We start from the raw sequence: 24,054 nt of genomic DNA, 5'->3' as shown, positions 1-24,054 counted from the left end.
CATCGCGACCAACTTGACAATAACCCCATGGGGGGGATAAGGATACACCATGACATCCCATACCCATAATTCTCACCCGCAGATCACCGCGCGCCTGAAACGCGCGCACGGGCATTTGGCCAAGGTGATCACCATGCTCGAAGATGAAGCCCCCTGCGCTGACATCGCTCAGCAGCTTTTTGCGGTGGAGAAAGCTATCACCAACGCCAAGCGCGTGCTGATCCATGATCATGTTGATCACTGCCTGTCTGGTGAAGCGGATCAGACTGCCATCGAAGACTTCAAAACCATAACCAAGTACCTCTGACCAATGCTCAGCGTCCTGACAAATCGCACCTATCGGCATTTGCTCGCTGCCCAGATTGTGGCCCTGACAGGCACCGGTCTGGCGACAGTGGCGCTGGGGCTTTTGGCATTTGATCTGGCCGGAGATTCAGCAGGGTTGGTTCTAGGCACCGCGCTGACCATAAAGATGGTAGCCTATGTCACCGTGGCTCCTCTTGCCGCAGCCTTTGCCGAACGTTTGGACCGGCGTAGAATGCTTGTGGCATTGGACATCGTGCGCGCAATCGTCGCTCTATGTTTGCCATTCGTCACTGAAATTTGGCAGGTCTATGTGCTGATCTTTGTCCTGCAATCGGCTTCTGCCGGGTTCACTCCGGCCTTTCAGGCGACGATTCCCGACGTTCTGACAGACGAACAGGACTATACCAAAGCCCTGTCTCTGTCGCGTCTGGCGTACGATCTGGAGAGTCTTCTAAGCCCGATACTGGCCGCCGCACTCTTATTGATCGTCAGTTTCGACAGTCTGTTCCTGGGCACCAGCATAGGCTTTCTCGCTTCCGCCCTGCTTGTGGTATCTGCAACACTGCCTTCCCCTAAACCGAAAGTACCACGCGGCATCTATGACCGGACCACCCGTGGCATCAGAATATACCTCAAGACCCCACGCCTACGTGGCCTGTTGGCTCTGAGCTGGAGCGCAGCGGCCATTAGTTCGATGGTGATCGTTAATACCGTTGTGATCGTGCGTGGTGATCTCGACCTGTCTGAAAGCGCTGTTGCCATTGCACTGGCCGGTTTTGGTGGTGGTTCAATGTTGGCTGCGTTCGCGCTGCCACGCCTGCTGGATCGGATCCCTGATCGGCGTGTCATGCTGAGTGGTGCCGCAATGGCAACCGGAACCATGGCGGTGGCTGCTATTCTGACCGCTACCATACCGATGACGCTAAGCGTGCTGACTGCGATCTGGATACTGGTTGGCTTTGGATATTCCAGCACACTGACACCATCGGGCCGCCTGCTGACCCGATCTGCACATCCCGAAGATCGCCCGGCAGTCTTCGCCGCTCAATTCACACTGTCTCATGCCTGCTGGTTGGTGCTGTATCCGTTAGCCGGGTCGCTGATGACCTGGTTTGGTTCGACGGTCGCCATGGCCGGGATGGCCACCGCTGCCGTTTTGGGCCTTATCTTCGTGATAAGGGTTTGGCCTCGCACCGACGCAAAATCTGTGGTCCACAACCATCCGGAACTGCCGCCGGATCACCCGCATCTCGCTGGACCCAAACCGCATGCCCATCCGATCATCATTGACGAGTTGCACCCTCGCATTCCTCATGAACCTTGAGCTTTGCCCGGCATCTACCTTAAACCCGGACACAGCTGCCTCATCCCGGAGACCGCATGGACCAGCTTGACCGACGCATCATCGCCGCTCTCCAACACAACGCGCGCGACTCGACTACGCGCATCGCGGCAATGCTGGGTGTTGCCCGGACAACTGTGCATGAACGCATTAATCGCATGGAAGAGCGGGGTGTTATTGCTGGTTACTCCGTCGTACTGAGAGAAAACGAAGACACTCCGAAGGTACAGATCGTTGTGCTGCTAGAAGTGCAGCAAAAGGAAACCACGCGCATCATCAAACGGCTTGAAGCCTATCCCGAGGTGAAGCTGTGCTTGTCGATCAATGGTGAGTTTGACCTGTTGCTGTCAGCCGAAGCCCCACGAATCGAGGACCTTGATATTCTGGTTGACGAGCTCGCGCGCATCCCCGGTGTTTTGCGCACTAACACCAGCGTTGTTTTCGGCCGCAAGATTGATCGAAACTGAGATGCGCTAACCCTCTGTAAACAGATAATTGGCTAGCTTGAGAGGGACTGACCAGAATCCCGGACCGGCAGAATGCCAATTCATAAACTTCTCATTGCTGCGCTTTTGGCGCATGTCTTTCTAGCCCACACCGGACATGCAACATCGACAGCCGCGCTGTGCGATCACGCCGCGCGCCGCGCAGCTCAGGCCGAGGGCGTTCCTCTTGACGTCCTCAGGGCAATTGCTCGGGTCGAAACAGGCCGTACGCTGGACGGTAGACTGGAACCTTGGCCCTGGACCGTCAATCGCGAGGGGCAAGGCTATTGGTTCGCCTCTGAGGTCGAAGCAAAATCCTACGTGTTCGACATTTTCAAATCCGGCACTCGCAGTTTTGATGTGGGATGCTTCCAGATTAATTACCGCTGGCACGGCAAGGTCTTTCGCTCGATCGATGCAATGTTCGATCCGGACGAAAACGCCGCTTACGCAGCTCGATTTCTGTCCCAGCTCTATGCGGAGCTTGGATCATGGCCTGCCGCTGCCGGGGCCTACCATTCGCGGACCCACGAGCACGCAGCGGCGTATTCAGACCGCTTTCAGACTGTATTGGCGCAATTGAATGGATCACCCCTAGTCAGTCGGCGCGATCCATTCACAGCTGCGGCAGCTCCGCTCATACCCTTGAGCGCACATCCGGCCGAACAGAAAGCGCTGGGGTCTCTGGTGCCAGATACCACCTCCGCCACCGCCTTCATTACGTTCAACTAGGAGCAGACCGTGCCCCGTATCGATCCCCGCACCTTGTTCTCTCCGACCATTCTGCTGGCATTAGCGTTGATGGCGGTCATCGTCATGATGATCCTGCCAATGCCCGCCTGGGTTCTGGATGTGGGTTTGGCCGCCTCATTTGCACTGGCGATCCTGATCTTCACCCTGACACTGTTCATTGAGCGGCCTTTGGATTTTTCATCCTTCCCGACGATCCTGCTGGCCTCACTGATGCTGCGTTTGTCGCTGAATGTGTCCTCGACCAAGCTGATCATCGGGCAGGGGCATACTGGCACCAATGCGGCTGGCGACGTGATCGAGGGCTTTGCCCAATTCGTCATGAGCGGCAGCATATTTTTGGGGCTGGTGGTGTTTGGCGTGCTTTTGATCGTGAACTTCATGGTCATTACCAAAGGAGCGGCGCGCATGGCCGAAGTCGGCGCTCGGTTCGCACTGGACGGAATGCCCGGCAAACAGCTTGCCATCGACAGCGACATGTCTGCCGGAGCCATCGACCACCATCAAGCCAAAGAACGGCGTGAACGCGAACAACAGGAAACCACCTTTTTTGGCTCGCTCGACGGGGCGTCAAAATTCGTCAAAGGTGACGCCATCGCCGGGCTGCTGATCACGCTGCTCAACCTTGTGATGGGGCTGGTCATGGGCGTTATCGTGCATGGGATGCCAGTCACATCGGCCTTTGAAACCTATGCCATCCTGACTGTCGGCGATGGTTTGGTCTCGCAGATTCCAGCGGTGATCATATCGATCGCCTCCGCTTTGTTGCTGGCGCGCGGCGGTACGCAAGGCGCAACTGACAGCGCGATATTTTCGCAGCTTGGACGCCACCCGGCAGCGTTGGGGACTGTTGCAGTTCTGATGGCTCTGTTTGCGTTGGTTCCCGGCTTGCCGTTTCTGCCCTTTATTCTGGGGGCCGGGGTTCTGGGCTATGCCGCATACTCCGGTATCCGGAAACGAAGCGAAGAAACCGAGACCGAACCGCAAGTGGTCGATGCTGAAACTCCGGTCTCGCAAGCCATCGGAGACATCCTGGACCTTGATGATGTACATCTTGAATTCGCACCTGACCTGGTCAGCATGGTATTGAATCCTGGTACCGGCCTAGATGCACGGATCGCCAATATGCGGACCTATGTCGCTTCAAGCTTTGGCCTGATCCTGCCCGAGATACGTCTGACCGACCGCGCGGACCTGCCGACGGGCACCTATGTGATCAAAGTGCAGGGGGTCGAACAGGCTCGTGGTGTTCTAAACTCTGAACTTGTGCTTGCTCTGGTACAAGAAGCGCACGATTTTCTACCCGACGGCACGGACGTGACTGAACCCGTTTATGGGGCTCCTGCACGCTGGATATTACCCAAAGATCAGGAGGCCGCAGCACTCAATGGGGCCACAATCGTCACCCCCCCGGAAATCCTTGCGACCCATCTGCTTGAGATCATCAAGCAGAATTTCTCACGCTTGCTGACTCTGAAATCCCTACGCCGCCTATTGTCCGAGATGACGCGGCTCAGCGATCCGACTCGGGCAGAGGCAAACCGCAAGCTGCTGGACGAACTGATCCCCGACAAAGTACCGATCGACACGCTGCATGCAGTCCTGCGGCTGTTGCTTGATGAGCGGGTCTCGATCCGCAACATGGCACTGATTCTTGAAAGCGTAGCCGAAGCGCGCCTGACCACAACTCAGCCCGCAGGGATTTGCGAAACCGCGGCACGGCTGCAAACTGTGCAGTTCCAGCTGGAAAGTCTTTATTCCGTGACCGTCCGCAACGCCAACCTTTCGCTGGTGAACTTCCTCAGATGAAAATTCTCGCATTCCTGTTGATAATCTTGCCTTGTATCGCAAACGCCGGTGCTATCCGTCTGAAAGATCTGGTTGATTTCGACGGCGTGCGCGGCAACGACCTGGTGGGTTATGGCCTTGTTGTCGGTCTGAACGGTACCGGAGACGGCTTGCGTAACTCTCCGTTTACCGAAGAAATCATGTCCAACATTCTCGAACGGTTGGGTGTGAACGTGAATGGCGAGGATTTTCGCCCGAAGAACGTCGCCGCCGTATTGGTTACAGCCACACTTCCGCCCTTCGCACGTGTCGGTGGTCAGATTGATGTAACCGTCTCTGCGATTGGAGATTCCAAAGGACTTCTTGGAGGTACGCTGATCATGACACCCCTGAACGCGGCAGACGGTCAGATCTATGCCGTGGCCCAGGGAACAGTATTGGCTGGTGGTGCTGCGGTTGAGGGTGACGCAGCTTCGGTCGTAAGCGGCGTTCCCACATCGGGAGTCATACCCTCCGGAGCGCGCGTCGAGCGTGAGATAGACTTTACCCTTTCCGACCTAACGCAACTCAGGCTGGCTTTGAGGGAGCTGGATTTCACGACCGCCAGCCGTATCGAAGCCGCGATAAACACCGAATTTAACCGGGCCGTTGCACTCATGCGCGACTCCGGCACTGTGGAGCTAAGCATCGATGCAACGCGCGCAGTTTCTACCGCCCACGCAATCGGTCGGATCGAGAATATTTTGGTTGAACCCCAAAGCAAGGCCCGTGTTGTCGTCGATCAGAGATCGGGTACAATCGTAATGGGTCGAGATGTCAGGATTTCGCGCGTAGCGGTGTCGCAGGGCAACTTGACCCTCACCGTCGAGGAAGCCCCTATTGCCGTTCAACCCAATCCTTTTGCGCGTGGCGAAACAGTCGTCGTTCCGCGTACTTTTGCCGGAATCGAGGAAGAAGAAGGAACTGGACTGGCGGAAATTCCCGAAGCAACCACTCTTTCCGAAGTGGTTGCCGGGTTGAATGCCTTGGGCGTATCGCCACGCGACATGATCGATATTTTGAAAACCATAAAAGCTGCCGGTGCGCTTCATGCTGAGTTCATCGTCAGATGAGCAGTATCGCAAATGCTATCAACAAAGAACCTCTCTGAATTCGACTTACTTGGATTTCCAACTATCCAGCCAGCGGCGTAAACCTTTGCGTTTTTCATCAATCGCATCACTGGCGGCGTAAAGACCATCTTCCATGTTTTCCAAAACCGGGTCGATCTTCTTTTGCCGGAACCGGCGCCACCGAACCCAAATGGCCCACACCAGCGCAGCAAACACAGTCAGGAAAATGATGTTGAACCAGGGGATGATGCGGACATCCGGCCCCTCGACATGCCGGATGAAAATTGCGTTGGGGAAGATCGACATGAACTCATTGCGCCAGCCATAATGCGTTACGACCACCCAATCGGGGTTATCTTTGGTCGATTTTGCGTCGTTAGCCTCGGTATAGAGGTTCGCTGTGTCGAACTTGAAATAGGGCGGCCAGCCCCAGCCGGTGTCTTCGTTGCGATAGACAATGGGCTTTCCGTTGGCGCGCACCGCCTGAATGAACTGCACATCGCGGTTTGACAGGCTGGTGGATTGATCTTCGGGCTCGGACCAGAAAATCCGGGTCCAGTCCGTCAGGTCTTGACGCTCTTCATAGGTGTTGACGATCCGCACAACATCGTGCTGCGGCAGGGAATACTGCAGGATCACGGCAATCGTGCCCCAGAAGATGATAATGAACGCCCATTTCACATAGGCCATGCCTTAACCCTCACATGTAATTCACGATGTAGATCAGCGCGCCAATCGCCACCCAAGGCACAATATAGACACCCAAAATCAATTTGCGCCGGAACGAATTGTCGTAGACGTGCAGACCACGCGCCACAAACGCTTCTTTGTTGCCGGTTTTGCCTTTCGCGTCCCACCAGGTTTCCAGCTTCTGCCGCCTTACGCTGCGCGAATAAAAGGAAAGCGCGAAATAGGCGATCGTCTGGACAACCAGCAGGATCAAGAACAGGCGCATTGCTCCGAACATCTCAATCCCTCCCGACTGCGCCCCAGGGGCCAACCCGCGCAATCACCGCTTCGCTGACCCGGTCGTTACCGCTCATGTCCGGCTCATGGCCAAACAAGGCCGCACGGGCACCAGCCTTGTCCACCTGATACTCGCGCGCAAGGAAATCGGCAACATAGGCTTTCTTGGCCTCTGGCCAGTTGGAGTAGGTCTTATAGAACAGCTCCTTGTGGCAGATGAACAGCTGGCGCGGGTCCAGCGGGGCAAGCTCTGCCAGCAGCATGTTCACCAGATCGCGATTTGGCGTATCGGCTGCGCGCAAGGTATAGAAATAGGCCGCATGGTCCGAGGTGATCCGCGGCCAGCGGCCTCCATCCGTCGCCCAGCGCAGCAGTTGCGCAAGGCCGTGATACGCTTCGGGTAGGCGATCCGCGTGGTTGCGAGCGAGGCGGCGCATGTCTCTGCGGTCCAGTCCGGTCAGATCGACATCAGCATCCGCAGCGGCGGCAATGGTCAAGAAGTCCATCTTCTGCTGCAGTATCGCAGCAGCATCCACGCCGCGTGCTTTGACAATCGGTTCAACCAGATCGTTGTAGTCCAGAAACTTTGCAATCTGGTTTCGCTGCGATGGGCCAAAGACGTATTTGATCGGCATATTGTCGGGCCTTTCGCCCATGCAAATCGCCGCCGGGTGGTCCATATCCGGGAACAGGTAGAGCCCGCCAAAGTGTGCCGTCCAGAAATTACGTTGCTCGAATGCGGTGTGGCGCAGGTGAACAGGGTTGCGGGTGACGTCACCGGTTTCCTTGGCTGTCTCGATCATCTTGGCGATCAGCACGTCGTCGAACCAGGCGTCCTCTTCGGTTTTAAAGCGTTCGACCATGCCCGCTAGCTGCTGGGCCTTGCGCAGGGTGCCGCCTGCGGTATCAGCCTCAATCTCGATCTTGCTCAGGTTCAACAGGTCGCGCGGGGTAGTGAGTTTGATGACCGAGTTCACCAACTCTCCGGCCACCGCATCGGTTGCGGTCAGGACAAACAACTGCGCCTCGTTCATCTCGATGAATTCGCGCAGGATATCGCGTGAGGTCGAGAATTTGACGTTCAGCAAAGGCGCGCGTTTCTGCTCGGTCGTCAGCAGGATAAACTGCCGGTTGACCCCGTTGGGGTTGAGGTAGAGTTCGTCCTCCAGCTCAATCCCCACCTCGGGCGAATAGCCCGAGATATCGACATGGAAATCCGTCAGCGCAGTGGTCTTGCCCGCCAGATGCTGCAACGCGCGGTTATACCGCTCGACCAGAACCGGGCTGGAGATGTGGACGAGGTTGCCAAACATCAGGCCTTTTTCGATGAGACGGATCATGACATTTGCCTTTTCGCACAACGGTAGCGATGCGCCGCGTCTACTGGTTTACTCAGAATTACGTTTGTCATTTCGAAACCCAACGACAGAACTGGTACAGTGATATCGCAATCACGCCAATAATGGCTCCAATCACCAGAAAACTAACAAATATCTCGCCTGGCGGGTCGGTAACAGAACCTGTACGAACAACGCTAAAGTGCTCAGACGATAAACCTTCCCAGCCGCAAATTGTAACCGCCATGAAAATCGCCGGAACGAATGCAATTACCGCAACGAAGATGGCCAAGCGGAAAACAGTCACCCTTTGCCCTCCAAACATTTGTCTGCACCATCCCGGGAGTTCACGATACGCATGCGCGTCAAGCCGAAACTCGTTGCTGCTATGAAGATCGCTGGAATGAACCAGGTAATTGCGCTTTGCAGGAACTGAGTTCGCATCTGACCGGGACCAAAAGCGTGCAGCAACGACTCCGGGTTGTCTAACGAGGCACCGTTTATCCAAATCTGAAACAGTGAACTCCACACATAACAGATTGCAAAAATGATCAGGCATAGTGTGGCGAACGAGCCAAATGTGCCCGGCCTCGTGCGAGCCACAGCGATCCCGAAAAAGATACAAGCCGCAATCAAAGTGGCTAGGATAAGAAAAAGCCCTCCAATCACTCCTTCCCCTCCAGATATCGCCGCTTTGCCTCTTCCATCCGGCCCATCTCACGGACGGCGTTTTCGATGGCGACCTCGTCGCTCTTGTCGGCATAGCGGAACTCGCTGTCGGCGTAGCGGTTGATTTCCTGCATCACCATTTCCACCGTGATCGGCTGGCGCAGGTCCTCGATCATGGCCTTCTTGGCGTCGTAGTCGCGGAACAGGAATAGGTCTGGGTTCTCCATCCATTCATCGGGCAGCTCGAAATCCATCGCGCGGACCTTGACCGCGTCGGTGATGTTCTTGATCGCGCGGCCAGTGAAACGCTCATCCGCCTGTTGGATCGCCTTGAGGTAGGTGCCCAGCTTGGCGATCGTGTCCATCTGGCCGATCTCGCCGGACACGCGGTCATAGACCTGCAGCAAGGCGTCCTCATGCGGGCGGGAATGGCTTTCGAAGCTGGCCGCGACGGCCTTTTTGATCTCTTGCGCAGCATAGGCTTCGTGTTCGCCCAGCGGGATGTCGTGGTTGCGGCCCATCAGCAGGTGCATGATGTCGATGTAGTCTTCGCGCGTCTGCGGCCCGTCCACCAGGAACCGCGCGCCCGCCCGCTGGCGCAGGGCGTCGTCGACATTCTCAGGGTAGTTCGAGAACATGCCAAAGGTGCAGTTGCCGCGCACAACGGTGTTGGCGCCCGCAAAGCTCTCCATCAGAACGGCGGTGATTTCCAGTTGCCCGGCTGATGACTGCCTGTCGCCGCGTTTGCCCGCAAGTTGATCGATGTCGTCGATGGTGCCGAAGCCGATGACCGAGGGGTCGATGATCGTGTTGATAAACGCCTTGGCGTTCTGGCCCGATTTGCCCTGATAGCTGTCGATATTGTCGGTGCTCAGGTTCTGATAGCGGAATGGATAGCCCGCGTTCTGGCAATAGTCGTTGATCAGCCCGGCCATCATCTGGATCAGGGTGGTCTTGCCGGTACCCGGTTTGCCGTCGCCCATGAAGGTGAAGATGAACCCGCCAAGCTCAGCAAACGGGTTCAGGCGGCGGTCAAAATCATAGGCCATCACCATCTTGGCCAGCTTCATCGCCTGATATTTGGCGATATGGTTGCCCACCACCTCGTTCGGTTTCTTGAACGTCATGGTCAGGGTGGTGGATTTGGCCTTGGAGGCGGGTTCGAACCCTCGAATGGTCAGGTCATCGGCCTCAATATGCCAAGCGGCATTCTGGAACGGGGCCAGATGGCCCACAGACCCGGCGCGAAGGGCGGCTTTCTCCATCAACTGCTCGGCATAGGCGCTGGTTGCAGCGATCAGATGCGCATCATCCGGCGCGTGCTTGGCCAGCGTTTGATCCAGCTCCCACAACGCGCCATGCAGAGCGAGTTGGCCGTTGTCGGTCAGAACCTCTTCGATCTCACTGATGTCGACGGTGGTCTCGCCCAGATGCGAAGACATCAGATAGGCCAGCGCATTGCCCAGAACATGTGACGTGATCAGCGCTTCGGCGGTCAGTAATTCCGAGAATTCAGTCTTGCGGGCGGCAGGCAGATCTCCGGCAAGGTTTGCACGTTTCAGATCGGCCAGCGGGGTCTGTTCCGCATACACCTCGGCCACGGCCAGAGCGATGGCGATGGCCCGTCGGATCGCCTGCTGCGTCGTGGCCTGCGGTGGCGAGACCAGCGTGTCGCCCTCATCCGAGGCCTCAATCCGTTCGACCAGATGCACCCCGTCGGCGCGCGCAACGCGGCGCGTCACCAGCCCCGGTGTCGTAGACCGGAACCGACGCCCCATCGAAACACCCGGAGACCGTTCTACGGCAGCCTCAACAGGTTTGGCGATACGCGGCGCATGCTCGAACCCGTTCAACATTGCGGTCGCGGCTGCGTAATGCTTGCGAATGTCGTCCTCGCGCAATTCCATCTGATCTGACGTCAAACTCATCTTCTTCCTCGCAATGCCAGGCTGAAGCCCGGCCTACTCAAATTCTGTAGGGCGGGCTTCAACCCGCCACTTGTCTCAGTACCTCAACACCTGCCCGGCCTTGCTGACGACGAACTTGCGTACATCGGCAAAGCCCGGCGGATTGCGCTCGGCCAGCACCTGAAACGGGCGCTGCGGCAGGATGATCGACCGTTGGGTACGGGTGGCTCCGGTCTCGGCCCCTTGCCCACCAAACGGGTCCAAAGCGAAGACCTCGCGCTCGACGGTGGAAAACCACCCGGCGCGTTCCTCTATGACCTCTTCGCTTTCCAGTTCTTCGGTGGTCCAGGCCAACGCCCAGTCCTGACCTTCAGGCGCCTGCGCGTCCTCCAACACCTGACGCAGAGGGCCGGATTGCTCGGTATAGGCCGAGGAATACATCGGCCCCACATGGATGCGGCGCAGGTGTTTGGGGTGCAGGTCGTCGAAATCCTGATCGAAGCCCTTGGCGATGGTCACCAGTTTCAACCCGCCAAGCGACTGCGCCATCAGATGCGCCTGCACTTCGGGCCATCGGCGTTGATCCTTGGGTAGCGCCGTCTTGCCACTGTCCTCCAGTTGCATCAGATACATGACCGGTAGGTTGATCTGGCTGTCATAGACCGCCCAGTGGATCATGAATTTTCGCCGCTCGCCCTCATTCCCGATCCAGTGGCATTCGGGATCGTTGCGGGCCCAGAACAGCTGACCTTTCAGCAATTCCTCGTAATAGAGCCTTTGCGACAGCGCGAATTGCAGCTTGGTCGGGATTTCCTGATCGCCAATGATGGTGCGGATCATATCGGTTTTCAGGTCATCTTCCGAGGGCATATTCGCCAGATGCACCTGCGCCTGTTGCGCGTCATTGGCCATGGTCAGCAACTCGGCCGCGACCGGAAAGCCGCTGTCGCGCTTGTCCATGGCGAGGCTGCCAAAGAACCGCCCCGTATCGCGCCCGACCAGCAGGTATTTCATGCTGAGCGCGCGGAAGGTGTAGAGCAGCCCCGAGAGGTAGCGCGACACAATCCGCACCTCTTGCTTGCTGATCGCGCCCTCAGCCTCCATCGTCGCGGCCACGCGCAGGAGGTGGACGGTGATCACCTCGAATTTGCGGAAATAGCGGCGCGAGGCGAAGGTGTCGGTCAGGCCGACATGGTCTTGGGTGGGGTCGTTCATTTTCTTTTCGATCCAAAGTGTTGGATGCCAAACAAGTCCCTTATTGATCGGGGCCAACTTGCTGTCGTTCTGTCTAAGAGTTTAAGAATGGAAACAAACACCCAAACCATACCAAACCAAGTCTGTACAAACAGATACGCGAAACCAATAGTCCATATCGCTGCTGGAACGTACCAAAGGTACTTGGCAAAACCTTCAAGCTGGAATGCTGGAAGGTCCTTCGCCAAATACGCAAAATAAAGCGATAAGACTAACGCTGCCAAAACTCCGACGTACTTTATTACGGGGTTTCTGAGCATTACCCACCATACAAATTCTTATCATGCTTCTCGACAATCGAGGCAAACCGACGGGCAAAGCGCTCATCTGCCTTGGCCTTTTTCTCCAGCACGTCGCGGGCAAAGACCATGTGGTCCTCATGCGCTTCCAGCATGTCGGCCATTTTCTGATTGGTTGCGGTGCCGATGGCGGCCATGGCGGTTTGGGCCTCTTGGTCGGTCTGCACACCGATCTCATTGATGCGGTGGGCCACGTCCTGCTGCTGCGCGGTTTTCAGCGATTTGGTCAGGGCATCATACAGCACCACGCGCTGCTGTGTGTCTGTCTGCAGCTTGTTGATCAACACCATCTGCGTCGCCGCCTGGTTTTGCAGTGAATCGACCCAGGTTTTACCCTTTTCGATATAGCGCTCCAGCGTCTGGCTTTTGGCCAGCTTGACCTGCTCTTCCTGAACCTTGGCGTTGTATTGCTTGTTCAACTCGGCCAGCTCGGTTTCCAGCTGGGTCCGCGCGGCGGCGTCCTGTTCGACGCTGATCTTGTTTTCCAGCGTGATGATGGTCGGGTCCATGCTCTGAATCTCAGACCGCAGCGCCTCCAATTCGGCCACCGTCGCCTCACGGTCGTCCAGAGTGACGGTCAGGTTGTCCTCGACCTTGACGCGTTGCTCCTCCAGCACCGACAATTGCCCTTCCAGCAGCTTTACGATCACGTCGGATTTTGCGATCAGGTCCTGCAGCTTGTCGTCGATGTTGGCGGTGCGCATCCGCTCCTGGCGCATCGACTCGGATTTGGCCTTGGCGAAGATGCCAACAAACGACTCCCATCCGGTTTTCGAGCGCATCTCATCGAAATCCTTGGAAAACGCATTGGTGACGTCATCCAAACCCATGATCAGCTCGGCAATATTGGCGTTCATGACCTCGGTATGGGCGTGCACATCCTCAAGCGTGGCATTTTCGATGTCGATATCCGCCTCGGCGGTGCCAATCTTGGCCCGAGCCGCATCGATCCGCGAAGTCAACCCTTCGATCTGCGACTGACTTTCGCGCACTTTGGCCTGAGTTTCCTGAATCAACGCTTCAAACTGCTGGTTCGACATCTGTCCTATTCCTTTTTTTCTTATCTACCCAATAAGATAGGGGATGTTACAAAGATTTACATCCCTACAAGCGATAAAGTCCCACAGAGTGTCGCAAACTCGGACATGAAAAGATAGGTGGGACAACCCTAAGACGAACAGAAAGCCTAAGGCGCGCTTCTGGTACAACGCATCAGGGCTGAGACGGGAACAAAAGCAACAATTGTACCCCAGAACGACAACGCCCCGCGTCTGGAGGAACGCGGGGCGTGTATTGCGATAACCCAGAGAGGAGAAGATTATCGCGACGTGATCAAAGGCGTCAGTTCACGGCTTTTGCGTCAACCACATCCTTTTCGATCGCACTAGCTGAAGAGATCTCGATCCGGCGCGGCTTAAGTGCTTCGGGCACTTCGCGCTTCAGGTCGATGTTCAGCATGCCGTTTTCATGGCTCGCACCGGTGACGCGAACGTGGTCGGCCAGGGCGAAGCGGCGCTCGAATGCGCGGGTCGCGATGCCACGGTGCAGGTAGCTGCGATCCTTGTCTTCGGCGGATTTTTTGCCAGAGACAACCAACGAATTTTCTTTTACTTCAACTGACAGATCAGCCTCAGAGAACCCGGCAACAGCGACCGAGATGCGATAGGTGTCGGCATCGGTCTTTTCAATGTTGTAAGGGGGATAGCTGGGCTGAGCCACATCGTTGGTCAGAACCCGGTCCATCATGTCTGCGATCTGATCGAAACCGATAGTGGCGCGGTGAAGCGGTGCAAAGTCAAATGTACGCATGTCGTATCCTCATCATTGAGCGATTTACGAATTTGCCCTCCGATATGGACGGGCGGTGAGTTTCCCGGACCCCAATCGTGGCGATCCGGTAAAATTCAGATGGGAAGCGGTTGGTTCGGGTTCAAGACCCGCCAGCGCTGATGAATTTGGCACCCGAGCTGGATTTGTCTGATCCGGGCTGCAATCTGCGGATCGTGGCCGTTGGCCGGGGTGCATCACGGCGCAGGATCGCCTTCAATTCTGAAACGATTCCCGACAACTCCATTCCGTAGCCGACTTTCTGACCACCATTCGTTGAAATTGCCGAGGCAACCGACAATATCTGCCAGCGCGGCCCCTTCTTTGCCAGAATGGCCGAGCCAGACGATCCAAATGTGACGTCGCAGTTAAAGACGATCAGGCCCTGTCCACGCTGAAGAATGTGACAGGACCGCTGCCGCAGGATCGCGTCTTCCCTGCCGCGCCCATAAGATGCGACGCTGATTTCATTGTCGGTTACGCGGCCACTGTGCAGGGCAAACGGATCAGCAATAGAGTAGGGAATCGGCTCTTCCAGCCGCATTAGAGCCACATCCACCCGAACCCGAGGGGCCGATACAGGCGCGTTCGCGACAAATTCCGGGTGCGCGGCGATCTGGATGACCTTCCGCTCGGCCAGCGCTTCGCCATCGCTTAGCCCGGCGCGAAATGTCACTTCGCCGGGGGCGTATGGTTTACCAGTCGCCTTGTCCAGCGCGCAGTGGGCGGCCGTCAATACGATATCCTGAGCAATCAAGGTGCCCGTGCAAAAACCTTTATCGCCAAAATCCAGTCGGCCAACCGCTTCCCAGCCGTAAAGATCGTCCCGGTCAGTTAGACGGCGCTTGTTTCCTGTTTGGGCCTGCGATGTAGTTGCAATAACAGAAAAACATAAAATTATTTTGAATAACAACCGGGTCATGGCTTAACGAATTTTGCTCCAAGGTGTTTGGTGTTGTTGTCCAGAGACGCGTTCATACCTCGCCCTTGGGAAAGCTCGGCCTGCAACAATTCCAGAGATTCGTTCAAGTCGGTGCCCAGCGCAACGCGTTGACCCTGCATTTCAGCTTTGGCGGCTACGACTGAAACGATGCGAGGGCGTTCACCCTCAAACGAAAAAATCGGCGCACCGGACGCTCCGAAATCCACGTCACAAGACATGATCAGGATGCCCGCCTGACGGCCGATGACTGAACAGACCTCTTGCAGAGACGGTGCTTCGGCCCGGTCATGGGCGTAAGAGACAACACCGACCTCTTCACCGCGAGTTAGGCGGTGTCCGGTTTCAAAAGGTATGACCGATGTGTTTCGGATCGGCTGCCAGAGCTCGATCAATGCGATATCGTGACGTACGCGTGTCGCCGATAAATCACCGACATATTTATATTCCGGATGCACCACCGTGCGCCGTGCCGGTCGATAGGCCGACGCATGCCCAAGACGCCAACCCGCCAGAAACTCGATCCGCGCAGGATCAATTCGCTGTTTCGTCCCTTTATCGAACAGGCAATGCGCTGCGGTCAGAACCAGCGTTGGAGATATGAGCGATCCGGTGCAGAACCCGGTTCCATCAATATCCAACCGGCCAACCGCCATCCACTCTCGCCCAGCGTCAGTGGTATCAAGGCTTTTAAGCCCTGAATCCTGCGCCTGCCCGGCCAAAGGCAGCAAGCTAAGCGTAATAGCCGTGATCCAGTTGCGCACACAGGTCTCCGGTCAAGTGGTCCGATCAACAATCGTATGCTGCGGGTACGGCGAAAATAGGGCAAATGTGGCCCGTCCTGGATTCACTCTGATCTGATGCCCGCTTGCAGCAATTGGCTAACGTAATTGCGGTATGCCGCTGGTATCACTGTGCAGCGCGCGCGGTTTGGGCCCTCCTGTGGCCCAATCCAGCAGTTCGACGGTATGGACAACGGGCGTGTCGGTTCCGGACCCGATCTGCATCATGCACCCTATGTTTCCTGCTGCGACCACATCGGGATTTCTGGCCTCAAGCGAGCGCACCTTGCGCTGTTTTAGCTGACTGGAAATTTCAGGCTGCATAAGGTTATAGGTTCCGGCGCTGCCGCAGCATAAATGACTATTAGTAGGCTCTAACACAGTGAATCCAGCAGATTTCAACAGACTTTTGGGGTGAGTAGTAACTTTTTGGCCATGCTGCAGAGAGCATGCTGCATGGTAGGCAACGACCAGTTCTTTTTTGTCTCTGAATGGCAAATCCAACTGAACCAACAGTTCGCTGATATCCAGCGCCAACGCCGACACCCGCGCGGCATCTGCAGCAAGTGGGTCGTTGCGGAACATGTGGCCATAGTCCTTCACCGTAGTCCCACACCCCGATGTATTAATGACAATCGCATCTAAGCCATCGCCATCCATTTCGCGCGTCCAGGCCCGGATGTTGGTGGCGGCAGAAGCGTGGCTTTCGCCCGTTTTACCCATATGATGAGTTAACGCTCCACAACACCCTGCCCCTTCGGCAACCACAACTTCACATCCCAAGCGTGTCAGCAGACGAATCGTGGCGTCGTTGATGTCTGTATTCAGCGCTTTTTGCGCACACCCAGTCATCAACGCCACACGTTTGGTTCTTGAACCTTTTGGTGCAAAACTCTGGGGGTCATCATTGCGACTAACCGGCGGAATATGCTTGGGCGCCATATCCAGCATCGCTTTCAGGCGCGCATCCGGCATCAAAAACCGGAACGGGCGGCCCAGCTTTGCACCAATCAGCGCCCATCGAAAGCGCATAGGATAAGGTAAGATTTTGGCCAGTATCCAACGCAGTGCCTGATCCGAGAATGGACGTTTGTAATTGTCTTCGATGTATTCCCGCGCGTGATCGACCAGATGCATATAGTGCACACCCGAGGGACATGTGGTCATACAGGCGAGGCAGGATAAGCAGCGGTCGATGTGCTTGACGGTCTTTTCGTCCGGGACACGTTCATTCTCCAACATATCCTTGATCAGATAGATGCGTCCGCGAGGACTGTCCAACTCATCACCAAGAACCTGATAAGTGGGGCAAGTTGCAGTACAGAAACCACAATGAACGCAGTTCCGCAGAATTTCATTGGACCGCTCAATCGCGGGGTCCTGCAGCTGCTTTTCGGTAAATGTCGTCTGCATCGCCTACCCCATAAGACCCGGATTGAACACGCTACGCGGATCGAATTTCAGCCGAATTGCCTTTGTTAGAGCCTTAACCTGATTGTTCTCTGGTTGAAACCGACCAAATTCGTCCATCGTATGGGCATCTGCACGTACAAGGCTCGCATGGCCCTCGAAGGCCCCCAAGCGCGCACGCAAATCCGTGCCCTTTGGCACCAGCGCCCATATCAAACCACCACCCCAATCAAGCAGGGTCCTCCCTGCTTCGATCCGATCCGCAATGACCGGGGCATCACCGGGTTTCACCGACAAGCGCCAGACATCGCCTTCCAGATCATGGAACGCACGCACATCGCGCAGATCAGCCCACCGCTTGCGCGACTCCTCCAACTCGGTGCATTCGTTGCCAAGGATTTCGCTCAATCGTCTAGCCCGATAAGCGACCGAGTCGGCAAATCCCTCGATCCTCAGAAACGCCTGTCTATCCTGCGGATCATACGCCGCGCCGCTCACTTCGTATGGGGATCTCAGGGCAGTCGACATAAGATCAACTGCGGTTCCTACATCATTGGCGCTGACAGCCAAGGTGGCCTGAGTCTCTGGCTTGGGCAAAACCTTCAACGAGACTTCTGACAAAACCCCTAATGTGCCCCATGACCCGGCCATCAGTTTCACCAAATCGTAGCCGGTGACATTTTTCATCACCCGTCCACCATTTTTGATGACTTGCCCAAGGCCATCGACATAACGGACGCCCAGCAGGAAATCCCGGCAGGCCCCGGCCTGAATTCTGCGAGACCCCGAGATGTTGGCTGCAACAACGCCTCCAATCGTCGGTTCACCAGTCGTGCCCAACAAACCGCGGTGATCCATTGGCTCGAATGCCAATTGCTGACCCTCGCCATCCAGAGCTGCCTCAATCTCAGCAACAGGAGTTCCCGCACGCGCGACCAGAGTCAGCGCTCCGGGTTCATAGAGAGTAATCCCGCTCAGTCCAGCGGTGCTCAACTCCGGTTCCGCACCGACAACGCCGCGTGTGCCACCGCCCGCAATACATACGGGTCCGTTAAGCCCAGCAACGGTTTCTGCAAGTTCAGCCTCGGTTTCAGGTCTCATTGCGTTCATCTTTTCACAAATTACTTGAGGGTGTGGGCAAAGCCCCTATTCCGCCGCCATCCTGCGCCCCGCTGACGACGCCAATGGGAACACTTTGGCTGGGTTCAGCAGCCAGTTGGGATCAAACACATCTTTCACAGCCATCTGTGCCTCAAGATCCTGAGCCGCATATTGATGAGTCATCAGATCTCGCTTTTCGATGCCAACCCCATGCTCCCCCGTCAGGCAGCCGCCGGCATCGACGCAAAGCTTCAGGATGTCCGCCCCGAACGCCTCACATTTCTCAAGATCACCCGGTTTGTTGGCGTCGAAAAGGATCAAAGGGTGCATGTTCCCGTCACCGGCATGGAACACATTGCCGACCGGCAGGCCGTAATCTTTGCTCAGCTCCCCGATCCGGCGCAGAACATAAGGCAGAGATGAGACCGGGATCGTCCCATCAAGACACATATAATCGTTGATCTGCCCCATCGCACCAAAGGCCGATTTCCGCCCCAGCCAGATACGCGCGCTTTCATCAGCGGATTGGCTTTCGCGCAGCTCAACGGGATTGTGGCGTTTGGCAATCTCGATGATCTTCGAAAGCTGGCTGTCGATCTCAGCCTCTGACCCTTCAACCTCGACGATCAGCAACGCCTCACAATCGGGATAGCCAGCATGGGCAAAATTCTCGCAGGCTCTGATACAGAGGCGGTCCATAAACTCGATTGCGACGGGTAGAATGCCCGATTTGATAATGTCAGAGACACAATGGCCCGCAACTTCGTTGTCATCGAACCCCATCAGAACAGGTCGCGCCCCTTCGGGTTTGCGCAAGATCCGCAGCGTTGCTTCAGTCACCACGCCCAGCTGCCCTTCGGATCCGCAAATCACACCCAGCAGGTCCAACCCACCAGCATCCAGATACGCGCCTCCAATTTCGACCACACTGCCATCCATCATCACCATGGTGACGCCCATCAGGTTGTTGGTCGTCACGCCATATTTCAGACAATGTGCTCCGCCCGAATTCATCGCGATATTCCCGGCTATGGCGCAGGCAAGTTGGGACGAAGGATCAGGGGCGTAGAAGAAATCCTCTTCTTCAACGGCTCCGGTCACACTCAAATTGGTTCGGCCGGTCTGCACCTTGATAAACCGATTGTCGTAGTCGACCTCCAACACTTCATTCATCCGAGCAACGCCTAGGATCACGCAATCCGCTGTTGGCAAAGCACCGCCGGCCAACGAGGTCCCCGCACCGCGCGGCACCACGGGCACACTCAGTTCGTGGCAAATGCGCAAAACATCGGAAACCTGCTGTGTTGTCGACGGCAGTACCGCCAACAAGGGCGGACATTTGTAAGCGGTCAACGCATCACACTCATATGCACGTGTTTCGGCCACATCGTGGATGACGGCATCCCCCGGCAGGACCTGCTGCAAACGCGCAACCAAAGCTTGCTTACGCGCCATGACATCCGGATTTGGCTTGGGCATTTCCATCGCTGACCCTCCATTTGGTAAAATTATATTACCAATTTTAGCGGCTGGCAAGTTTCTGAATCCAGCAATAGTGTCGCGGCATGACCTGGATCGACCGCGCATTGCTGTTCTCTCCGTTAGACTACGTTGCCGTACTGCTTCTGTTTGCAGCTTGGCTGGGAATTGGGTGGAGGATCGAGAATCCTTCCTCTCAGAAACCGTCGGTATCGTTGATGATGGATGATTTCCGCAAGGTCTGGATGCGAGAGATGGTGACGCGCCAGCCACGTGTGTTCGATGCTCAGGTGATCTCGGCCATGCGTCAGGGCAGTACGTTCTTTGCGTCAACGATCATGATTGCAATTGGCGGTGGCTTGGCGCTGCTTGGCAATACCGAGCGCTTGGCTGGAGTTGCCGAAGACCTTGCCATTGGCCGTGCGCCCGCAATGGTTTGGGAAGTCAAAATACTGATTATTCTTCTTTTTCTGTCGAGCGCATTTCTGAAATTTGTCTGGTCGCATCGTTTGTTTGGATATTGCGCCATCCTGATGGCCGCGGTTCCAAATGACCCCGACCATCCGCAGGCCTATGCCCGTGCCGCTCAGGCGGGCGATATCTGCATCACGGCGGCGCGCAGTTTCAATCGCGCGTTGCGGGCTACCTACTTTGCGTTGGCATCCATTGCCTGGATTTTGGGACCAATGGCATTAATACTGAGCTCAGCCGTTACATTTGGCGTCCTATATCGTCGCGAATTCGCCTCGCACTCGCGAACCGTCATGATGACAGCGCCACCAAACACAGAGTCGTGATCGCAATGCCGCGCCCGAGCGCATAGTTTGACCCCATGCGATATCTGATTCTCAGCGCCTTACTGGCCAGCCCCGCCTTCGCTGACTCCCCGACGATCGAACAGGTCTCGGCCCGTTCGAACGGTGATACCTGGCGATTCGATGTCACGATCCGTCATCCCGATACCGGATGGGATGATTATGCCGACGGCTGGCGAGTTCTGGATATGCAGGGAAACGAACTGGGGATGCGCGTGCTGCACCACCCTCATGTTGACGAGCAACCCTTTACCCGGTCTTTGGGCGGGGTGATGATCCCGGACGGGACCACGCAGGTGCAAATTCAGGCGCGCGACAATGTCGGTGGTTGGAGCGAAGACACGACAGTGGTCGATCTGAACTGACCTTCAGAACACCCCGAGGCTGAGACCTGCCGCCAGGGCCGCACCAATTTCGCGACAGTTATTCAGTTGGTCTTGAGGAATGATCTTCTCAGCCAGGATTGCCTCGGGCGTTTGCGCATGAGTGCAGATGATCAGAGGCGGTTGCACCTCTTTCAACCGCCACCCCGTTGCGATCCGTGCCATCTGTCGCGCGGCATTTTCACCATCTGATCCGGCGCAGACCATCTGCGCATAGGGTCGACCTTCGATCTGACCCAGCACCGGATAATAGCAGCGGTCGAAAAACTCTTTCATCAGCCCAGAGATCGCGGCCAGGTTCTCGGGCGCGCAGAAGATATAGCCATCAGAGGCCAGCAGGTCGTCTGGCCCGGCCTGATCGGCGGATTTCAGGATGGTGTTCGCCTCGCCTCGCGCTGCATCGGCAGCGGCTTCGGCCATCTGCCGGGCACCGCCGGTGCGCGAATGGTAGACGATCAAAAGCTGCGCCATATCAGACCCTATGATAAGGACCGCCTGACAAGATGGTTGCGGCCCGGTAGAGTTGCTCGGCCAGCATCACACGGACCAGCATATGGGGCCAGACCATTGACCCAAAGGACAGGGAAAAATCGGCCTCGGCCCGCAGATTAGGGTCTATTCCGTCCGCTCCGCCGATGATCAGCGCCAGATCCTGTCGGCCCGCATCGCGCCATCCACCCAATTTTTTTGCGAAATCAGGTGAGGACATCACCCGTCCGCGCTCATCCAGCGTACAGATCACCGCGCCGTTGGGCAGAGCTTTCCGCAGCAGCGCGGCCTCGGCCCCCATGCCCGCGTTTTTCTTGTCTTCGACCTCGATCACCCGCGCGGGACCAAAACCCAGCGCACGGCCGGTTCGGTCGAAACGAGTCAGGTAATCATCAAGCAGGGATTTCTCCGGTCCGGCGCGCAATCGCCCGACCGCAACGATGCTGATACGCATGTCTCTCTCGCCTCCGGCCCCTCAATACGGGCCGGGATGGCGCCTCAATTCGCCGAGGCGCTGCCGCCCTGAGGCAGCCACATCTTTTCCAGCTGGTAGAATTCACGCACTTCGGGGCGGAAGATATGAACGACCACGTCGCCCGTATCGATCAGCACCCAGTCGCCGGCATCCTTGCCTTCGACCTTCGAGGTGAAACCGAATTCCTGCTTGATGCGATCCGTCAGCTTTTCCGCCATGGCAGAGACCTGACGGGTCGACCGACCCGAGGCAATCACCATGTGATCCGCGACAGAAGACTTACCTTGCAGGTTGATCTGCACGACGTCTTCGGCCTTGTCATCGGAAAGTGAGGAAAGGATACGTTCAAGCAGCTTATCGCTGATTGACTGAGAGTGGGCCATTACTTTGGCCCCATCATCGGCGGGCAAACCCGCCTGTGTATGTAGAGACAGGACATAGTCCTCCTTTGCAACGCGCCGCCAAATCCCCGGCGCTGGGGTACTAATAAGGTAACAAGGGGATTGCAACATTTCAATGAACGGGCTGCTTCACGCAGTGACATCGGCTCACTCTTTGGCGAGTTGTTGCGCCTCTGCGTCGTCCGGCAGCAGACGAACTTCACGTTGTGGGAAGGGTAGCGAGATGTCTTCAGCCTGGAACGCATCCCACAACGCCAGATAAACATTGCCCCGGATGTTCGTCAGCCCTTTGGTCGGATCACTAATCCAGAACCGCAGCACATAGTCCACGCTGCTGTCGCCAAAACCGGTGATGTGGCAGACGGGTTCATGGGATCCTCCACTTAGCACTCGACCAACCGATTTGACGGCTCGTATCGCCGTTGCCCTCACTTTGTGAGGGTCGTCGCCATAGCTGGTTCCGAATTCCAGATCCAGCCGAACAAACTTGTCCGAATGCGACCAGTTCACCACCTGATTGGTGATCAAATCCTCGTTTGGGATCAGGTATTCCCGCCCATCGCGCGTGACAACCGAGACATAGCGCGCGCCCAGCGCATTGATCCAACCGAACGTATCGCCCAGCGAGATCACATCGCCCGGCTTGATCGATCGGTCCATTAGAATGATGATGCCCGAAATCAGGTTCGAGACCACTTTTTGTAGCCCGAACCCGATCCCTACACCAATCGCGCCGGACAACAGCGCAATCCCGGTCAGATCAAAGCCAAGCGTGCGGATCGCGGCCATGAACACTGCGCCATAGAGCAGCACCTGAATTCCCTTGGCGAGTAACACCTGCATCGATGGCGTGATGTCATCGTTGCTCTTAAGCCCGCGTTCAGCCGCGCGGGTCCCGATCCTTGCGAGCGTTAGTAGAATGCCGATCAGCAGGACGGCTTTGATGATCCCCAGCGCCGAGATATGGAGATCACCTATCGAGAGCGCCACACCGTCCAGAAAACCGGCGACATCATCCGTCAGATTCAGCGCGATTAGGGTTGCATAGACCCACATGGACCATTTGAAAATCTGCCGCAGTGTCCGGTTGCGCACCAAGCGCGATACCAACGCAATGGCCAACCAAGCCGCTGCCAAGGTCGCAAATACACCTATGATATAGCTACGCGAAGGCCACGTTGTTTGCTGCATGACCCAGTAGAGCCCCCAAGTCAGCAGCACGAAATAGACCAGCGTCAAACGCCGCATAAGTTGGATTAGAATGCGCAGCCGCCATTTCGGCCAGCCGGTACGCGCGCGCGCCCATACATCCCATCTTTTTTGCGTCAGAAGTTTCAGAAGAAACGCCAACGCCCATAGGAACAGGATGATAACCAATTGATACTGCCGCCAACCGGGCGTGACCATCAGCTCGATCAAATTTTCAATCTGTTCTGAAAAGGCCGCCGTCATATTGCCGTAAAGCTCGGACAGCGTTTCTGGTAACAGATCCTGGTTCATGCCTGTCAGCTTGGCCATCCATTTGAGGGGATGCAAGCCCCTACCCGGATTGAACCTTGATTGACGGCAAACCCCGTTATATCTGGGGCGCATGAGACTCAATGTGGCCCAAGAACAGAATCTGGAAGATCGCGCGCGGTTGCGTGAACGGTTCTTTGGGGCTGCCCGCACGGTCTTGGCCCGCCTATCGGCGGCCTAAGCCAACTCGCCAGCTATTTCTCATTACATACGGGAGAG

The 24,054-nt window shown here is 56.5% G+C and carries 25 protein-coding genes and 1 pseudogene; 9 read left to right on the top strand and 17 right to left on the bottom strand.

The window, feature by feature from the left end; genetic code table 11:
- Window positions 1-49: 49 nt before the first annotated feature.
- The 6 genes and pseudogenes from ACR0KN_RS19720 (at window position 50) to ACR0KN_RS19695 (ending at window position 5,783) form a co-directional block, all read left to right on the top strand.
- Complete coding sequence (locus ACR0KN_RS19720; protein WP_170546747.1) at window positions 50-307, top strand: metal-sensing transcriptional repressor; 258 nt, start codon at window positions 50-52, stop codon at window positions 305-307.
- 3 nt (window positions 308-310) lie between these two features.
- The gene (locus ACR0KN_RS19715; RefSeq protein WP_170775864.1) at window positions 311-1,630 is read left to right on the top strand and encodes an MFS transporter; all 1,320 of its coding nucleotides are present in this window, start codon (window positions 311-313) and stop codon (window positions 1,628-1,630) included.
- Between the two features lie 56 nt (window positions 1,631-1,686).
- On the top strand, window positions 1,687-2,115 hold the full coding sequence (locus tag ACR0KN_RS19710; RefSeq protein WP_170473559.1) for an Lrp/AsnC family transcriptional regulator: 429 nt from the start codon (window positions 1,687-1,689) through the stop codon (window positions 2,113-2,115).
- 72 nt (window positions 2,116-2,187) lie between these two features.
- A complete protein-coding gene (locus ACR0KN_RS19705; RefSeq protein WP_480655933.1) occupies window positions 2,188-2,865 on the top strand; it encodes a lytic transglycosylase domain-containing protein in 678 nt (225 codons plus the stop codon).
- A 69-nt stretch (window positions 2,866-2,934) separates the two neighbouring features.
- Window positions 2,935-4,629 (top strand): annotated as a pseudogene (locus ACR0KN_RS19700) (flagellar biosynthesis protein FlhA); the annotation flags it as partial.
- A 59-nt stretch (window positions 4,630-4,688) separates the two neighbouring features.
- Complete coding sequence (locus ACR0KN_RS19695) at window positions 4,689-5,783, top strand: flagellar basal body P-ring protein FlgI (protein WP_480655931.1); 1,095 nt, start codon at window positions 4,689-4,691, stop codon at window positions 5,781-5,783.
- Window positions 5,784-5,828: 45 nt separating this feature from the next.
- On the opposite strand, the gene ACR0KN_RS19690 is transcribed toward ACR0KN_RS19695, so the two are convergent.
- The 13 genes from ACR0KN_RS19690 to ACR0KN_RS19630 form a co-directional block, all read right to left on the bottom strand.
- Window positions 5,829-6,473 carry a DUF1523 family protein gene (locus ACR0KN_RS19690; protein ID WP_480655929.1) on the bottom strand — a complete coding sequence of 215 codons (645 nt, stop codon included), beginning with the start codon at window positions 6,471-6,473 and terminating at the stop codon, window positions 5,829-5,831.
- A gap of 10 nt (window positions 6,474-6,483) precedes the next feature.
- Window positions 6,484-6,750, bottom strand: a complete 267-nt coding sequence (locus ACR0KN_RS19685; protein WP_170473543.1) for a hypothetical protein — start codon at window positions 6,748-6,750, stop codon at window positions 6,484-6,486.
- 1 nt (window position 6,751) lies between these two features.
- Window positions 6,752-8,089 carry a DUF6638 family protein gene (locus tag ACR0KN_RS19680; protein WP_480655927.1) on the bottom strand — a complete coding sequence of 446 codons (1,338 nt, stop codon included), beginning with the start codon at window positions 8,087-8,089 and terminating at the stop codon, window positions 6,752-6,754.
- Between the two features lie 67 nt (window positions 8,090-8,156).
- Window positions 8,157-8,393: a hypothetical protein gene (locus ACR0KN_RS19675; RefSeq protein ID WP_480655925.1), complete on the bottom strand. Its 237-nt coding sequence runs from the start codon at window positions 8,391-8,393 to the stop codon at window positions 8,157-8,159.
- 358 nt (window positions 8,394-8,751) lie between these two features.
- Complete coding sequence (locus ACR0KN_RS19670) at window positions 8,752-10,683, bottom strand: AAA family ATPase (protein WP_480655923.1); 1,932 nt, start codon at window positions 10,681-10,683, stop codon at window positions 8,752-8,754.
- A 75-nt stretch (window positions 10,684-10,758) separates the two neighbouring features.
- On the bottom strand, window positions 10,759-11,877 hold the full coding sequence (locus tag ACR0KN_RS19665) for a hypothetical protein (protein WP_480655921.1): 1,119 nt from the start codon (window positions 11,875-11,877) through the stop codon (window positions 10,759-10,761).
- A gap of 298 nt (window positions 11,878-12,175) precedes the next feature.
- Complete coding sequence (locus tag ACR0KN_RS19660) at window positions 12,176-13,255, bottom strand: hypothetical protein (RefSeq protein WP_480655919.1); 1,080 nt, start codon at window positions 13,253-13,255, stop codon at window positions 12,176-12,178.
- A 301-nt stretch (window positions 13,256-13,556) separates the two neighbouring features.
- Window positions 13,557-14,024, bottom strand: a complete 468-nt coding sequence (locus tag ACR0KN_RS19655; protein WP_170775845.1) for an Hsp20 family protein — start codon at window positions 14,022-14,024, stop codon at window positions 13,557-13,559.
- A gap of 121 nt (window positions 14,025-14,145) precedes the next feature.
- Entirely contained in the window at window positions 14,146-14,964 is an 819-nt protein-coding gene (locus tag ACR0KN_RS19650) for a trypsin-like serine peptidase (RefSeq protein WP_480655917.1), read from the bottom strand.
- Window positions 14,961-15,746 carry a trypsin-like serine peptidase gene (locus ACR0KN_RS19645; protein ID WP_480655915.1) on the bottom strand — a complete coding sequence of 262 codons (786 nt, stop codon included), beginning with the start codon at window positions 15,744-15,746 and terminating at the stop codon, window positions 14,961-14,963. Before ACR0KN_RS19645 ends, ACR0KN_RS19650 begins: the two co-directional genes overlap by 4 nt.
- Window positions 15,747-15,863: 117 nt before the next feature.
- A complete protein-coding gene (gene glcF, locus ACR0KN_RS19640; RefSeq protein WP_480655913.1) occupies window positions 15,864-17,177 on the bottom strand; it encodes a glycolate oxidase subunit GlcF in 1,314 nt (437 codons plus the stop codon).
- Between the two features lie 3 nt (window positions 17,178-17,180).
- Window positions 17,181-18,275 carry an FAD-binding protein gene (locus ACR0KN_RS19635; RefSeq protein WP_480655911.1) on the bottom strand — a complete coding sequence of 365 codons (1,095 nt, stop codon included), beginning with the start codon at window positions 18,273-18,275 and terminating at the stop codon, window positions 17,181-17,183.
- Between the two features lie 45 nt (window positions 18,276-18,320).
- Window positions 18,321-19,760: an FAD-linked oxidase C-terminal domain-containing protein gene (locus tag ACR0KN_RS19630; protein WP_480655910.1), complete on the bottom strand. Its 1,440-nt coding sequence runs from the start codon at window positions 19,758-19,760 to the stop codon at window positions 18,321-18,323.
- A gap of 80 nt (window positions 19,761-19,840) precedes the next feature.
- Between ACR0KN_RS19630 and ACR0KN_RS19625 the strand changes: the two genes are divergently transcribed.
- A complete protein-coding gene (locus tag ACR0KN_RS19625; protein WP_170781763.1) occupies window positions 19,841-20,551 on the top strand; it encodes a DUF599 domain-containing protein in 711 nt (236 codons plus the stop codon).
- Between the two features lie 35 nt (window positions 20,552-20,586).
- A complete protein-coding gene (locus ACR0KN_RS19620; RefSeq protein ID WP_260023665.1) occupies window positions 20,587-20,934 on the top strand; it encodes a hypothetical protein in 348 nt (115 codons plus the stop codon).
- Window positions 20,935-20,937: 3 nt separating this feature from the next.
- Here ACR0KN_RS19620 and ACR0KN_RS19615 read toward each other — a convergent pair whose 3' ends face one another.
- The 4 genes from ACR0KN_RS19615 to ACR0KN_RS19600 form a co-directional block, all read right to left on the bottom strand.
- Window positions 20,938-21,423 (bottom strand): flavodoxin family protein, encoded by a 486-nt coding sequence (locus ACR0KN_RS19615; RefSeq protein ID WP_480655907.1) that lies wholly within the window; start codon window positions 21,421-21,423, stop codon window positions 20,938-20,940.
- Between the two features lies 1 nt (window position 21,424).
- Window positions 21,425-21,895 (bottom strand): 23S rRNA (pseudouridine(1915)-N(3))-methyltransferase RlmH, encoded by a 471-nt coding sequence (gene rlmH, locus ACR0KN_RS19610; protein ID WP_480655905.1) that lies wholly within the window; start codon window positions 21,893-21,895, stop codon window positions 21,425-21,427.
- Window positions 21,896-21,939: 44 nt separating this feature from the next.
- Window positions 21,940-22,299 carry a ribosome silencing factor gene (gene rsfS, locus ACR0KN_RS19605; RefSeq protein WP_039541351.1) on the bottom strand — a complete coding sequence of 120 codons (360 nt, stop codon included), beginning with the start codon at window positions 22,297-22,299 and terminating at the stop codon, window positions 21,940-21,942.
- Window positions 22,300-22,464: 165 nt separating this feature from the next.
- Window positions 22,465-23,835, bottom strand: a complete 1,371-nt coding sequence (locus tag ACR0KN_RS19600; protein WP_480655903.1) for a mechanosensitive ion channel family protein — start codon at window positions 23,833-23,835, stop codon at window positions 22,465-22,467.
- A 73-nt stretch (window positions 23,836-23,908) separates the two neighbouring features.
- Between ACR0KN_RS19600 and ACR0KN_RS19595 the strand changes: the two genes are divergently transcribed.
- Window positions 23,909-24,016, top strand: coding sequence for an isopropylmalate isomerase (locus ACR0KN_RS19595; RefSeq protein ID WP_082025160.1), 108 nt, complete (start codon window positions 23,909-23,911; stop codon window positions 24,014-24,016).
- Window positions 24,017-24,054: the final 38 nt, after the last annotated feature.

Source organism: Ruegeria sp. AP7 (assembly GCF_056539905.1).
This window is presented reverse-complemented; position numbering and strand designations above follow the sequence as displayed.

Excerpts from the sequence above, each read along its gene's own strand:
- ACR0KN_RS19720 (WP_170546747.1), top strand. The coding sequence starts at position 50 with ATGACATCCCATACCCATAATTCTCACCCGCAGATCACCGCGCGCCTG.
- ACR0KN_RS19715 (WP_170775864.1), top strand. The coding sequence starts at position 311 with ATGCTCAGCGTCCTGACAAATCGCACCTATCGGCATTTGCTCGCTGCC.
- ACR0KN_RS19710 (WP_170473559.1), top strand. The coding sequence starts at position 1,687 with ATGGACCAGCTTGACCGACGCATCATCGCCGCTCTCCAACACAACGCG.
- ACR0KN_RS19705 (WP_480655933.1), top strand. The coding sequence starts at position 2,188 with ATGCCAATTCATAAACTTCTCATTGCTGCGCTTTTGGCGCATGTCTTT.
- ACR0KN_RS19695 (WP_480655931.1), top strand. The coding sequence starts at position 4,689 with ATGAAAATTCTCGCATTCCTGTTGATAATCTTGCCTTGTATCGCAAAC.
- ACR0KN_RS19690 (WP_480655929.1), bottom strand. The coding sequence starts at position 6,473 with ATGGCCTATGTGAAATGGGCGTTCATTATCATCTTCTGGGGCACGATT.
- ACR0KN_RS19685 (WP_170473543.1), bottom strand. The coding sequence starts at position 6,750 with ATGTTCGGAGCAATGCGCCTGTTCTTGATCCTGCTGGTTGTCCAGACG.
- ACR0KN_RS19680 (WP_480655927.1), bottom strand. The coding sequence starts at position 8,089 with ATGATCCGTCTCATCGAAAAAGGCCTGATGTTTGGCAACCTCGTCCAC.
- ACR0KN_RS19670 (WP_480655923.1), bottom strand. The coding sequence starts at position 10,683 with ATGAGTTTGACGTCAGATCAGATGGAATTGCGCGAGGACGACATTCGC.
- ACR0KN_RS19665 (WP_480655921.1), bottom strand. The coding sequence starts at position 11,877 with ATGAACGACCCCACCCAAGACCATGTCGGCCTGACCGACACCTTCGCC.
- ACR0KN_RS19660 (WP_480655919.1), bottom strand. The coding sequence starts at position 13,255 with ATGTCGAACCAGCAGTTTGAAGCGTTGATTCAGGAAACTCAGGCCAAA.
- ACR0KN_RS19655 (WP_170775845.1), bottom strand. The coding sequence starts at position 14,024 with ATGCGTACATTTGACTTTGCACCGCTTCACCGCGCCACTATCGGTTTC.
- ACR0KN_RS19650 (WP_480655917.1), bottom strand. The coding sequence starts at position 14,964 with ATGACCCGGTTGTTATTCAAAATAATTTTATGTTTTTCTGTTATTGCA.
- glcF (WP_480655913.1), bottom strand. The coding sequence starts at position 17,177 with ATGCAGACGACATTTACCGAAAAGCAGCTGCAGGACCCCGCGATTGAG.
- ACR0KN_RS19635 (WP_480655911.1), bottom strand. The coding sequence starts at position 18,275 with ATGAGACCTGAAACCGAGGCTGAACTTGCAGAAACCGTTGCTGGGCTT.
- ACR0KN_RS19630 (WP_480655910.1), bottom strand. The coding sequence starts at position 19,760 with ATGGAAATGCCCAAGCCAAATCCGGATGTCATGGCGCGTAAGCAAGCT.
- ACR0KN_RS19625 (WP_170781763.1), top strand. The coding sequence starts at position 19,841 with ATGACCTGGATCGACCGCGCATTGCTGTTCTCTCCGTTAGACTACGTT.
- ACR0KN_RS19620 (WP_260023665.1), top strand. The coding sequence starts at position 20,587 with ATGCGATATCTGATTCTCAGCGCCTTACTGGCCAGCCCCGCCTTCGCT.
- ACR0KN_RS19615 (WP_480655907.1), bottom strand. The coding sequence starts at position 21,423 with ATGGCGCAGCTTTTGATCGTCTACCATTCGCGCACCGGCGGTGCCCGG.
- rlmH (WP_480655905.1), bottom strand. The coding sequence starts at position 21,895 with ATGCGTATCAGCATCGTTGCGGTCGGGCGATTGCGCGCCGGACCGGAG.
- rsfS (WP_039541351.1), bottom strand. The coding sequence starts at position 22,299 with ATGGCCCACTCTCAGTCAATCAGCGATAAGCTGCTTGAACGTATCCTT.
- ACR0KN_RS19600 (WP_480655903.1), bottom strand. The coding sequence starts at position 23,835 with ATGGCCAAGCTGACAGGCATGAACCAGGATCTGTTACCAGAAACGCTG.
- ACR0KN_RS19595 (WP_082025160.1), top strand. The coding sequence starts at position 23,909 with ATGAGACTCAATGTGGCCCAAGAACAGAATCTGGAAGATCGCGCGCGG.